Origin of the sequence: Curvivirga sp., assembly GCF_965219885.1 — a bacterium.
Lineage (GTDB): Bacteria > Pseudomonadota > Alphaproteobacteria > UBA8366 > Aestuariispiraceae > Curvivirga.
On sequence record NZ_CBDCOT010000009.1, the window covers coordinates 1,093,032 to 1,104,588 of the forward strand.

Consider the following 11,557-nt stretch of genomic DNA (forward strand, 5'->3'; position numbering starts at 1 on the left):
TCGAAATGACTTAGTGATCAGACTTCTGAAGGGGACTTCACACTTAATGCCATAGCGTGGACGGGACCGTCTAATTCATCTTTCAGCACTTGATAAACTTCACGCTGGCGTGCAACACGATTTTTACCTTCAAAAGCATTTGCCACAATATGGATGTGGAAGTGGCTTTCGCCTGTTCCTGGATCGCCTGCATGGCCTGCATGCATATGAGATTGGTTTTCGATTTCAATGCTTTGCGGGTTAAAGGCTGCCTTTAATTTTTCTTCCATTACAGCTTCGATAGACATTTAAAAATCCTTTATCACATTTATTTTAATTATAGGGTAAAGATGGCGCTTTTCGGATCCTATTTCAATAAATAACGTCCATATTTTAAGAGGAAAAGTAAAAAGGCGCCGGACCAAAAGGTCGCGGAAATAGAGATCGCATGCCCGTATCCTGTTTCCATAAAGGGGGCATATATCCGTAAACCTGCGCCAAGATTGATTAGCAGGTAAATCACCAAGGTCACCTTATCAGCATGTAAAGGACGTCCCGTATGTCCCAGACAAACACGGGTCATAACGGCAACAATCATAACGCCGATCGTACCTGATGTAATGGCATGCAAAGCTGTATCAAAGGATAGCATATCTGGATCCAAGCTAGCATAGGCAATGGCAATCAACCCGACAGGTAACCAGAAATAAGCAAGATGCAAAACGGTAACCAATGGTTCTTTGATCGTTTTCCAGCCTTTCCATCGACAAAGACGAATAAAATGCAAAATAGCAGTTGCGATCAGTAGGAACGCAGAAATTATTTCTTCAGGCGAGATGAGCCAGAATAACAAGCTAATGACTAAAGAGAAAACGGCGATCTTATCGAATAAATCAAAGATAGGTAAATTAAGAGGCATCCCTGATTTCTTGGACCAGTTATTCGTAAATGCCGGAATAATGCGTCCAGCAATGAGTGCGATTAATAACATCGCTAGAATGATACCCATATATAGCGAAATAGACGGATTGCCATCTGTTAAATATAACCAATGCCAGCTGATATTCCCGATAGCAAAAAGAGTAATCATTATCCCGACGGGTGCATTTCTTTTATTTTCAGCAGCAATAATCTCACGCCATACGATTAAAGAGAAAATGACAGAATAGGATATATCTATGACTGCCACTACATCTTCCGGTATATGATTTGATAAGATAAATGCCACTCTACCTGCAATCCAAATTATGGCAAGTAAGGCGAGTTTCGTGCCGTTTAGGGGCGGTCGGTCTGTCCAGTTCGGGATGGCGGTTAACAAAAAGCCGCTAATTATTGCGATAACGAAACCATATATCATCTCATGTCCGTGATAGGCAAATGGACCATAACTTGTTTCAAATAATGAATGACCCAGAAGATCGAGCGTTATTAACAAAGGTAGCGCAAAGGCAACCAAGGACCCCAATAGGAAAAAAGGGCGAAATCCATAGCTTAGAAACGCGGATGTCGGCGCATGGCTATCAGACATGATAAACCTCTCAAGATATGAGGTAGAAGAATCTGATAAACATCCTATACCGATTATTCAGGGATGAAAAACCCCAAATTGAAGTAGGGTTTATTGATGCAGTTCCGCATCCCAATAAAGAAAGTCGGCCCAGCTTTCATGTAAGAAATTTGGTGGAAAAGCGCGTCCAGCTTCCTGTAGTTCCCAACTATCCGGAGCACGGGGGGTACGTAAAAGCGGCATATGGGCTTCTTTTGGGGTAAGGCCGCCTTTTTTGGAATTACATGGGCTACAAGATGCAACAATATTTTCCCAAGTGGTGCGACCACCTTGTCGACGAGGGATCACATGATCAAAGGTAAGTTGATGGGCTGGAAAATAATCACCACAATATTGGCAGGTCAGTTTATCACGTAAGAAGACATTAAAACGCGTAAAAGCCGGCGTGTGGGCCGGCTTTACATAATCTTTTAGGGAAATAACGGATGGCAATTGCATGGTGAAACTGGGGCTATGTATCTCCGTTGAATATTCAGCAACGATATTCACCCTGTCTGTTAACACTGCTTTTACAGCTTCCTGCCATGACCAAAGTGACAATGGGAAATAGCTCAAAGGCCTGAAATCTGCATTGAGGACTAAAGCTGGGGATGCCTGTAAGGCAACTGACATTCTCATTCTCCCGTTTTAGATGTCTGTTAGCTAATAAATAGTTTACACAAGTTATCCACAGGCTACAACATATTGTGTGGATAACTTCATGATTAACTGATTATTGTGACATATATATGACTAATGAGAGAGTTGTTGAGTTGCAGTTTAGGTTACATGTTACCGTCGGCATCTCTTGGTGCGCCTTTATAATAATGCCAAAGGAATAGGGCACCGACGCCTCGCCAAGGAGCCCATGTTTTAACCAATTCTCGGCTTTGTTTACCGCTTGGTCGGTCTTTCAATCCTTTTAGTCGTCGAAGTGCTTCTTGTAAGGCTAGGTCATCAGCCGGAAATACATCGGGGCGGTTCAATGAAAACATCGCATATATTTCGGCGGTCCATTTCCCAATACCTCGTAAAGAACTTAATGTTTTGATGACGTCTTCATCGCTTAAGTCACTTAGTGCTTTATAGTTTAATGCACCAGATAGTTCTGCTTCTGCAATCCCGCAAAGATATTCAATTTTACGAATGGATAATCCGGCTTCTCTTAGGGTATCGAATTCAATCTCTAAAAACGCATTGGATGTTACGCCCTTAGGCATTAGGGCGTCTACACGATCCAAAATGGCCTTGGCGGCATGGATAGAAATTTGCTGACTACCCACACTGTTTAAAAGCGCAGGAAAACCGTCAGGGCGAATACGTGGCGCTGGATAAGGATTTTCCATTATCGCCATCCCTTTTTTTACATCAGGATCAGCTTTAGCGATTTCATCTAAGGCATGTTTAATGACGGTTTCATCAATGACAGGATAGTTCATGGAAAACTCATGGGCGTGTTTTATTTGACAGGGACCCGAAGCTTGGGTAGCGCTATGGGCATGATGACTGATTTTCCTATTCCCGTCACCCGTTTTGCACCAAGCCCTTCCGGTTATTTACATCTTGGGCATGCTTATTCAGCTTTGCTGGCCTATAGAGAGGCGCAAAGACAAAAGGGTGTGTTTTTACTACGTATCGAAGATATTGATGTCACACGGTGTAAAGACGAATATATAGATGGAATCTATGAAGATTTGAAGTGGTTAGGGATGGAATGGCCGGAACCTGTCTTGCGTCAATCAGAACATTTTGAACGTTACGATCAATTTCTTCATGTTTTGGAGGAAGCAGATCTGGTTTATCCCTGCTTTTGTACACGCAAGGAAATTCAGGCAGAAATTGAAAAAAGCCCATCGGCGCCACATGGACCAGATGGGGCATTATATCCAGGCACATGCAAAGATCTGGATCATGTTGAAAGAAAAGCGCGTATTGAACGCGGTGACAGCCATGCCTGGCGTATCCATATGGATAAAGCTGTTAAACTTGCGGGGCCTTTATCTTTCAAAGACCGTATACGTGGAGAAGTCAAAGTAGAACCGGAAACATGCGGTGATGTGGTGCTGGCCCGTAAGGATGTGCCTACAAGTTATCACTTATCAGTCGTTGTAGATGATGCCCTGCAGCATGTCTCACTTGTTGTGCGCGGTGAAGACTTACTGCATGCCACTCATATTCATCGTATTCTTCAAACTTTGCTCGGTTTTCCGGAACCGGAATATTTACATCATGAATTAATGACCGATGAAAATGGAAAACGTTTCGCAAAGCGAGACAAGTCTTTGACCATAAAGGCAGTACGTGAAAGTGGCTCTAGTAAGGAAGACGTCATTCGCCGTTTAAATGTGGATATAGAAAAAATCTGATGACAAAACTAATCAAACATTATGGCGCATTTGTCTTGGCGGGTGGAGGTGCTTTTGTAATCAATAGTATTTTACTGTTACTATTGGTTAATATACTGCGGCTTGATCCTTATCTCAGCCAAGCTTTTGCCGTTGCTTGTGGTATTGTCTATAGTTGGTTCATCAATCGAAAATATACCTTTGAAGTTCCGGAAAAACCAAGTTTTCGAGAATTTATAAAATATTGTGGGACGATGTTTGTATCTACATTGGTCAATTATTCGGTTTATAGCCTATCTATCACATTCTTCGCGGTATTCTACATGTATCCAGTTTTAGCTTTGATACCGGCAACGGCAATTTCCATGATTGTAAGTTATTTAGGCATGAAATTTCATACTTTTAGATAGTGCTTTTCGCGAAAATCTCCTATGTATGGGTTAATTTCTGGAAGTAAGTAAATAAGGGGATTGGCATGCCGACGATGAATAAGGCGCCAGAGTTATTATTTTATCTGATTATAGCGATCCTGGTTTTGATCCGTGGATATTATTTCATCGAGTTTGGCCCGATCTACTCAAATGATAGTGGCGGTTATGAATCTTATGCACTTCTGTTGATGCAACAAACAGAACAGATGTCTTATATGGATCTTAACTGGGGGCATGGTTTAGGAACAACGACATTTAGAAGTATAGGATATCCAGCTGTTCTTGCTTTCTTTATGTTAATTTCCCCAGATCATTTTGACTGGTTAGTGATAGGGTTTCAGACGTTATTGTCGTTTTACTGTGGATTTTTACTGTATAAATTGAGTTTTGCTTTCCTTCAGAACCGTTGGATCTCACTTTTTGTATTTGCATCTTATATTTTGAGTTTAGGATTGGTTTTGGATCAATCCATTTTGACAGATAGTTTAAGTGCCAATCTGGTTCTGATGATGATTTGTCATGCAGGTATTTGGATCCTAACAGATAAACAATTGAGCTGGGTTCATTTTTTAGGATTAGGCATGTTGATGGCTTTATCCTTCTTCGTGCGTGAAGCTGGCGCCATTCTTCAATATCTGATGTGGCCGATGATCTTGATTTTAATTGTTACAAAACATTGTAATTGGAAAACGTCTTTGGTGATGTTTTTGGCATTTGTCGCACCGATGTTTTTATCTATTCAGGGGTATAAAGCATGGAATGAATATCGTACCGGTGAAAGTTTTGTAACCACAGCAGCTCGCACGACTGTGTATTTCCCAGCATTTGATATGATGAAGCGCGGACATGACCCATTCACGGGAGATCAATATCTGGATGGTGCGCCGGTCACTCATGAGATGTTACAAACATTATCACCTAATGAAATCATGGTTTTGGTAAGCAAATATGTTTATGAAAAACATCAAATGAATGCTGTTGAGATGGCACGGTATGGGTATAAATATTACTTCAAGCTTTGGCAGCAATTTCCTGCTGATATGTTACGTCAAACCTTTAAAAATATAAGAGTAAAAGCAGGGTTCCTAGCGGTGATGCCAATTGAATCATATATTACACTTCGATATTGGAGTAATTGGGATTTGGATAGTCGGCCATATTCAGGTACCAAAGATATGAAACATAAGGTGTTAAACGAAGGTAGATATGACCTAGCCCTACTGTATTTGTGTCAGTCCATATTTAGATTAATTTCCTTCATCCTTTTTCTAGGCTTCACAATCGGGATTCCTGTTATCGTTATTCGTAGAATATTTACGGCTGGATTGACCCGATTAACAGAAGTCGAAAATTTGAAAGTATTAACATCATTGTCATTCTGGGTAATTTTCTGGGGTTATGTCTTTGCTTATGCCCTTGTACATCTTGAGTTACGTTATTTGTTGCCAGTTGTTCCAATTGGGATGATTGCTGGAATCTATAGCTGGTCTGAGGTAAGAAATTACATGAAAATTCGCAAATTTCGAAAAATGGCAGTCTAATGAAAAAGAGTTCTGAAATGGCAAAACAAACAACTGGTTTGGATCTATCAGTCATCGTCCCTTTTTATAATGAAGAAGGCAATATCAAGCCATTATACGAAGAAATAAAAGAGGTTTTGATTTCCACGGGCAGAAGTTACGAAATGGTATTCGTGAATGATGGCTCCAAAGATAAGACTCTTGAACGTGCCATTGAGATTGCTGAATCTGATCCAACTGTTCATGTAATCGATTTACTGAGGAATTCTGGCCAAACGGCTGCTCTTATGGCCGGGTTGGATCAAACATCTGGCGATGTCATTATTTCTATGGATGGTGATGGCCAAAATGATCCAAAAGGAATTGTTAAACTTTTAGAAGAGCTAGAGAAGGGTTACAGTGTTGTTTCTGGTTGGCGCAAGGATCGTCAAGATAAGGAAATTTCACGAAAACTCCCTAGCCGCATAGCTAATAAACTGATTTCAAAAGTATCAGGCGTTCATCTGCATGATTATGGTTGTGCATTAAAAGCTTATAAACGTGAAGTCGTTGAACAAGTAAGATTGTATGGAGAGATGCATCGATTTGTACCTATTTATACAGTATGGCAAGGTGGAAAAATATCAGAAGTCCCTGTGAATCATCGTGCACGTGTTCATGGTGAGTCCAAATATGGTTTGAACAGGATCTTTAAGGTTTTGCTGGACTTATTATTGGTCATGTTCATGGAACGATACATGACAAAGCCAATTTATGTTTTCGGCGGCGTTGGGTTTTTATCTCTGGCCTTGTCAGTTCTGACGGCGATTTGGGCAATTTTCTTGAAAATATTTGATGGAAAATCATTTGTTGAAACCCCTTTACCCATACTTGTCGGTACTTTCTTCACAACTGGGATTTTGTGCATATTAATGGGGTTGTTGGCAGAATTGATGATGCGAACTTATTTTGAAGCACAGGATAAAAAAACTTATCAAATCAAAAAGCATTATAACTATAAAGGTTCAAAGATCACCTGATGTGTGGAATCACGGGATTTATTGGTTTAGGTGATCAATCTGATTTGTTGCAGATGATGGCCGCTATTCGTCATAGAGGACCAGATGGCGATGGGATGCATATCGATCTGGATATGGCTGTTTATCTCGGGCATTTAAGACTGTCTATTCTTGATCATGCGGGCGGTAAACAGCCTATGACGAATAGCTCGCAAACTATATGGGTGACTTTCAATGGTGAGATTTACAACCATGAAGAACTACGAAAAGAGTTAATAGACAAGGGGTATAAATTTAAGAGTGACCATTCTGATACAGAGGTTTTGGTTCACGGTTGGCAAGAATGGGGCGAAAATCTTCCTCTCAAGCTAAATGGAATGTTTGCTTTTTGCATCTATGATGTAGGGGCAAAGACAGTCTTCCTTGCGCGTGACCGGTTTGGCGAGAAACCATTATACTGGGCATTTCAAAATGGTAATTTATACTTTGCTTCAGAAATTACCGCGATTGCAGCACATAGTAGATTTAAGAAAGAGATTAATCATAAATCTCTGAAGAAGTTTTTCGCATATAACTATATCCCTTCTCCCAACGCTATTTTGGAAGATTGTTGGAAATTACGCGCTGGTCAATCGTTAACTTTTGATTTGTCTACACGCCACATTAAAGAAAACTCTTATTGGCAATACAGAAATGAGCCAGGTGAATTTACACCAAGTATAGAAGAGGCGGCTGAGGAAGTAGAAAGATTACTAATTGCATCGACAAAAAGGCGTATGATGAGTGATGTGCCGCTTGGTGTATTCTTATCTGGGGGCGTTGATAGTAGTGCAGTTGCTGCTTGTATGTCGAGGCTCATTCCTGCGAAAGAAGTTCAAAGTTTTTCAATTGGTTTTAATGAAAAAAGTTTTGATGAAAGTGCTTACGCAAGATCCATGGGAAGTTTTCTCGGATTGCAGCATAATGAAAAAATATTAGATCTAAAACAGGCGCAATCTTTGGTACCGGAAGTATTGTCTAACTTGGATGAACCTATGGGGGATGGTTCATTGTTACCGACATATCTTTTATGTGAGTTTGCATCACGGCAAGTAAAAGTTGCGTTGAGTGGTGATGCAGGAGATGAAATTTTTGCCGGATATGATCCATTTAAGGCTTTGAAGCCGGCTAGTTTATATAGCCAATTAGTCCCGAACGGATTACATAATGGATTCAAAAAGCTGGTGGACTTCCTACCAAAATCAACGAAAAACATGAGTCTGGATTTTAAGCTTAGACGCGTCTTAATGGGGTTGGACTATTCTTCTGAAATATGGAACCCAGTTTGGATGTCTGCATTGAGTGTGGCGGATATCAAGGATTTATTCCACGAAGAGCTATATGCTGATGAATTATATTCTGAGGCTATTGAATTATGGCAAGAATGCCCAGAAAAGGGAAATGTGGATAAGACACAAGAATTCTATGTGAATTTCTATTTGCCAGATGATATTCTCACCAAAGTGGACCGTGCTTCCATGCTCAATGGGTTAGAAGCAAGATCAGTGTTTCTTGATAATGATTTGGTGGATTTTTCGCGTCGACTGCCAATGTCGTATAAGTTTGATGGGCATATAACAAAGAAAGTGCTCAAGCTTGCTCTTTCTCGTATGGTTCCACAAGATATCCTTGATCGTCCTAAAAAAGGGTTTGGAATTCCTCTGATGGAATGGCTGAAAAATATGGATAATAGTTTAGAAACTATCCATATTTCTAGTTTGTCTCAGCAAACAGCGGAACGGTTTCAGCGACAACATCAGCATGGAAAGGCGGATTATCGCTTTTTCCTATGGAATATGATGTTACTTAAGAATTCAACTATAATCATGAATAGAGCCGATTAAGCGTGTAATGTTTTCTCTTTTCGCTTTTTTTTCCATTCATGAAGCATAACAAAAAAGAAAACGAGACCCATCGCAAATGCTGGTGCAGCAGTAATCTGATAGCGTGATACATTTAAACTAACCAATGGATAGAAAACTAAGCTAAAGAATGCTGGTGACAGAACAGCCAATAAAATCATTTGTCTGTTCCTGAAGGCCCAGAAGATTAAGAAGATCATCCCTGGCAATGATAAGGGTATAAAAATATCTCTTAATATTCCTCTATAAAAAAGAGGGATTGTTGTTAATGCATGGGTAACCGGGTTGCTTAAAATCTGATCTTTTAGCTCACGAGTCCAAGCCTGGTGTGCTTCCTCATGAGTCATTTTATCTTCCTTGATGAGTCTTTTCATATGCATTGAAAAATCGCTATGTCCTTTTCTGAAAAAACCATCTGGATTACTTAAGTCGAACCTTGTCCAATGCTCCTTGGGGATAAATTTTCTAGCTAAGTTATCACCACTACCCGGGATCCAATATATGAATGAGGTGAAATATTCAGGTAAAGTCATATCATGAAAAATATTGCGAGCAGAAAGTGCAATACCTTCGCGCACATCTGTTAATCTGTAATGACCACTGACTTCTCCATTCCGGTTAATCCATAAAGCTGGAAGAAGCGCGGAGGTGATAATAAAAACAAGAGCTGGGAGTGCAAATTTCTTTATTTGAACTTTATCGATTTTGATTGCAATAAAATAGCCTATCAGAATTATGCACGCCAAATAGAAGAAATACATAAATATAGCTTTTGTCAGAATTAAGAAGCTTAGGCTGAAGCCGGTGGTTATAGCTAATAGAATTTTCTTTTTATGATTTGTCGTAATTAATGTTTTGGCTGCTAATAAGGTAAAACCGCATACTAATACAAGGGATAAAGGATCAGAGACAATCTGATCCATGCTACTTTGCATCTTAATGTTTAACCAAACAGAGGACCCCGCTAATGTGGCCAACTTTAAGGAACTAAAGAAGGTTAAACTCAGCCAAAACATGGCTATGCCTGCAAGCGCAAAAAAAATCCGGTTTAGCCATTGAACGGATTTATAAGGTTTAACACCGCAACCGTCCTCTGAGCGCAAACAAGTCATTGTAGCTTCTTCTATGCTGCCCAGACCAAGATTGTATATTTGTGCCATGACAAAAGGAAAGCCAGGCTCTCGACCAATTCCAGGTTTTATGCTTTCCTTTTTACCTGCGAGGGATTGCGAATAAATTCCATAACTGCTCAAGTTATGGGCAGCAGCAATATATTGCATAGAGTCATTACGATCCGGATGATCCATTTTGGACCGTGCAGCCATTAGGCCAACGCAGATCAAGCTTCCAATTAAACAAATTAGCCATGCTTTTTGAAGATTGGATAAAGAAGTCATAGAAGCTTTAATCTTTCATGAATGGAATAGATAGATAGCTTAGACGTTTAGTTTCTAGACGCTGCTGTGCGACACTATCTAAGATAAACCCGCAAGCAAGCGCTAATATTGCAGATACCATAATACCCATTGAAAGGACGGCTGTGGGCAGACGTTCAACTAAGCCGGTCTCCAAATAGTCAAAAATGACGGGCATAGAAATTCCGATGGAAAGTAATGCTAGAATAAGTGCGCCGATGGTGAAAAATGCCATTGGGCGGTAATCTTTGAATAAGCGGACCATCGTCATGAGAATGCGAAAGCCGTCCTGATAAGTATTTAATTTACTTTCCGTTCCTTCAGCACGCTCAAAATAAGGTGTTTCTACTTCACCACTGGGTAAACCCAAACTTAGGCAATGAATTGTCATTTCAGTTTCAATTTCAAAACCACCTGACATCACAGGGAAAGATTTTGCAAAACGGCGTGAAAAACCACGATAACCGGAAAGCATATCGGTAAAACCGCGACCAAAGAAAAAGCGAGCTAGAGTGGTGAGTAACACATTACCAAATGCATGGCCTTGACGATATGTTTTCTCCCCTTCTACAGGTTTACGGATGCCAACCACCATATCACAGCGATCGTTAAGAACGGCATCTACCAGTTTTTGTGCGCTTGCAGCATCATAGGTATCATCACCATCCGCCATAATATAGCAATCCGCATCAATTTCAGAAAAGATGCGTCTAACAACATTTCCCTTACCTTGTTGGCGTTCAAAAAGAACGGTTGCACCCGCTTCTTTTGCTTCAGTTACCGTCTTATCTTTTGAATTGTTATCAAAGACATAAATTTCGGCATAAGGCAGTGCTGCCTTAAAGTCAGTTACCACTTTGCCAATAGCGCCTTCCTCGTTATAACAAGGCAGGACTACAGCAATTTTTGCTGTCTGAGTTACAGATGAAACAGCGGATGTCATTTTGGAGCCCCATAGGTATTTGTTTGTTTCGATAGTATTAACTAATTATTGATAGAAAGAGCAAGTAATAATGCGTCGAGAAGTAATAGGATTTTTAATTGTCGGCGGTATTGCTTTTTTTATAGACACGGGAATTTTACAGTTGCTGACTTTTGTCGGAATGGATCCTTATTTGGCAAGAGCAGTTTCTTTCACTTTAGCACTTACATTTACATGGTGGATGAATAGAAATCATTCATTTAAGGTTTCGTCAAAACCTACATGGAAAGAGTTTTTTGCATATGCGAGTTCTGTCTCGTTCGGTGGTGCAATAAATTGGCTTGTCTATATCTTTGTTTTGGAACTTTACTTAACAAATTCAGACTATCCGGCCATAGCTCTTGTTCCTGCGACGGCAATATCCATGTGTTTTAATTTTTTGGTTATGAAATTCGTTGTGTTTCGCAAGCGAACTGACATCTCTAAGTAAAAAGGCCCCG

Annotated in this window: 12 protein-coding genes; 6 read left to right on the plus strand and 6 right to left on the minus strand. The window is 40.2% G+C overall.

Annotated features, from left to right (window positions below; genetic code table 11):
- Positions 1–17: 17 nt before the first annotated feature.
- The 4 genes from ACOQOA_RS10670 to ACOQOA_RS10685 all read right to left on the minus strand — a co-directional run bounded on the left by ACOQOA_RS10670 (position 18) and on the right by ACOQOA_RS10685 (position 2,964).
- Positions 18–287, minus strand: coding sequence for a BolA family protein (locus ACOQOA_RS10670; RefSeq protein WP_155154259.1), 270 nt, complete (start codon positions 285–287; stop codon positions 18–20).
- Between the two features lie 59 nt (positions 288–346).
- Positions 347–1,507 carry an NnrS family protein gene (locus ACOQOA_RS10675; RefSeq protein ID WP_420548618.1) on the minus strand — a complete coding sequence of 387 codons (1,161 nt, stop codon included), beginning with the start codon at positions 1,505–1,507 and terminating at the stop codon, positions 347–349.
- A 90-nt stretch (positions 1,508–1,597) separates the two neighbouring features.
- A complete protein-coding gene (locus ACOQOA_RS10680) occupies positions 1,598–2,158 on the minus strand; it encodes an HNH endonuclease (protein WP_420548619.1) in 561 nt (186 codons plus the stop codon).
- Positions 2,159–2,310: 152 nt separating this feature from the next.
- Positions 2,311–2,964, minus strand: coding sequence for a DNA-3-methyladenine glycosylase family protein (locus tag ACOQOA_RS10685; protein ID WP_420548620.1), 654 nt, complete (start codon positions 2,962–2,964; stop codon positions 2,311–2,313).
- A 9-nt stretch (positions 2,965–2,973) separates the two neighbouring features.
- Between ACOQOA_RS10685 and gluQRS the strand changes: the two genes are divergently transcribed.
- The 5 genes from gluQRS to asnB all read left to right on the plus strand — a co-directional run bounded on the left by gluQRS (position 2,974) and on the right by asnB (position 8,702).
- Positions 2,974–3,891, plus strand: a complete 918-nt coding sequence (gene gluQRS / locus ACOQOA_RS10690; protein WP_420548621.1) for a tRNA glutamyl-Q(34) synthetase GluQRS — start codon at positions 2,974–2,976, stop codon at positions 3,889–3,891.
- Complete coding sequence (locus tag ACOQOA_RS10695; protein ID WP_420548622.1) at positions 3,891–4,280, plus strand: GtrA family protein; 390 nt, start codon at positions 3,891–3,893, stop codon at positions 4,278–4,280. The genes gluQRS and ACOQOA_RS10695 overlap by 1 nt, the downstream gene beginning before the upstream one ends.
- Positions 4,281–4,345: 65 nt before the next feature.
- On the plus strand, positions 4,346–5,842 hold the full coding sequence (locus ACOQOA_RS10700) for a hypothetical protein (protein ID WP_420548623.1): 1,497 nt from the start codon (positions 4,346–4,348) through the stop codon (positions 5,840–5,842).
- A gap of 17 nt (positions 5,843–5,859) precedes the next feature.
- Positions 5,860–6,840 carry a glycosyltransferase family 2 protein gene (locus tag ACOQOA_RS10705; protein WP_420548624.1) on the plus strand — a complete coding sequence of 327 codons (981 nt, stop codon included), beginning with the start codon at positions 5,860–5,862 and terminating at the stop codon, positions 6,838–6,840.
- Positions 6,840–8,702 carry an asparagine synthase (glutamine-hydrolyzing) gene (gene asnB / locus ACOQOA_RS10710; protein ID WP_420548625.1) on the plus strand — a complete coding sequence of 621 codons (1,863 nt, stop codon included), beginning with the start codon at positions 6,840–6,842 and terminating at the stop codon, positions 8,700–8,702. The genes ACOQOA_RS10705 and asnB overlap by 1 nt, the downstream gene beginning before the upstream one ends.
- Here the strand turns inward: asnB and ACOQOA_RS10715 are convergent.
- Together ACOQOA_RS10715 and ACOQOA_RS10720 are read right to left on the minus strand one after the other, a co-directional pair.
- Positions 8,699–10,117 (minus strand): hypothetical protein, encoded by a 1,419-nt coding sequence (locus tag ACOQOA_RS10715; RefSeq protein ID WP_420548626.1) that lies wholly within the window; start codon positions 10,115–10,117, stop codon positions 8,699–8,701. The two genes, asnB and ACOQOA_RS10715, sit on opposite strands and share 4 nt — an antisense overlap.
- Before the next feature lie 7 nt (positions 10,118–10,124).
- On the minus strand, positions 10,125–11,078 hold the full coding sequence (locus tag ACOQOA_RS10720; RefSeq protein ID WP_420548627.1) for a glycosyltransferase family 2 protein: 954 nt from the start codon (positions 11,076–11,078) through the stop codon (positions 10,125–10,127).
- A gap of 70 nt (positions 11,079–11,148) precedes the next feature.
- On the opposite strand from ACOQOA_RS10720, the gene ACOQOA_RS10725 reads away from it, so the two are divergent.
- Positions 11,149–11,547: a GtrA family protein gene (locus ACOQOA_RS10725; protein WP_420548628.1), complete on the plus strand. Its 399-nt coding sequence runs from the start codon at positions 11,149–11,151 to the stop codon at positions 11,545–11,547.
- The last annotated feature ends 10 nt before the right edge of the window (positions 11,548–11,557 follow it).

What these genes read in the sequence shown, in the direction of transcription:
- asnB (WP_420548625.1), top strand. Translation starts at nt 6,840, where the DNA reads ATGTGTGGAATCACGGGATTTATTGGTTTAGGTGATCAATCTGATTTG.
- ACOQOA_RS10700 (WP_420548623.1), top strand. Translation starts at nt 4,346, where the DNA reads ATGCCGACGATGAATAAGGCGCCAGAGTTATTATTTTATCTGATTATA.
- gluQRS (WP_420548621.1), top strand. Translation starts at nt 2,974, where the DNA reads ATGGGCGTGTTTTATTTGACAGGGACCCGAAGCTTGGGTAGCGCTATG.
- ACOQOA_RS10685 (WP_420548620.1), bottom strand. Translation starts at nt 2,964, where the DNA reads ATGAACTATCCTGTCATTGATGAAACCGTCATTAAACATGCCTTAGAT.
- ACOQOA_RS10705 (WP_420548624.1), top strand. Translation starts at nt 5,860, where the DNA reads ATGGCAAAACAAACAACTGGTTTGGATCTATCAGTCATCGTCCCTTTT.
- ACOQOA_RS10720 (WP_420548627.1), bottom strand. Translation starts at nt 11,078, where the DNA reads ATGACATCCGCTGTTTCATCTGTAACTCAGACAGCAAAAATTGCTGTA.
- ACOQOA_RS10715 (WP_420548626.1), bottom strand. Translation starts at nt 10,117, where the DNA reads ATGACTTCTTTATCCAATCTTCAAAAAGCATGGCTAATTTGTTTAATT.
- ACOQOA_RS10670 (WP_155154259.1), bottom strand. Translation starts at nt 287, where the DNA reads ATGTCTATCGAAGCTGTAATGGAAGAAAAATTAAAGGCAGCCTTTAAC.
- ACOQOA_RS10695 (WP_420548622.1), top strand. Translation starts at nt 3,891, where the DNA reads ATGACAAAACTAATCAAACATTATGGCGCATTTGTCTTGGCGGGTGGA.
- ACOQOA_RS10725 (WP_420548628.1), top strand. Translation starts at nt 11,149, where the DNA reads ATGCGTCGAGAAGTAATAGGATTTTTAATTGTCGGCGGTATTGCTTTT.
- ACOQOA_RS10680 (WP_420548619.1), bottom strand. Translation starts at nt 2,158, where the DNA reads ATGTCAGTTGCCTTACAGGCATCCCCAGCTTTAGTCCTCAATGCAGAT.
- ACOQOA_RS10675 (WP_420548618.1), bottom strand. Translation starts at nt 1,507, where the DNA reads ATGTCTGATAGCCATGCGCCGACATCCGCGTTTCTAAGCTATGGATTT.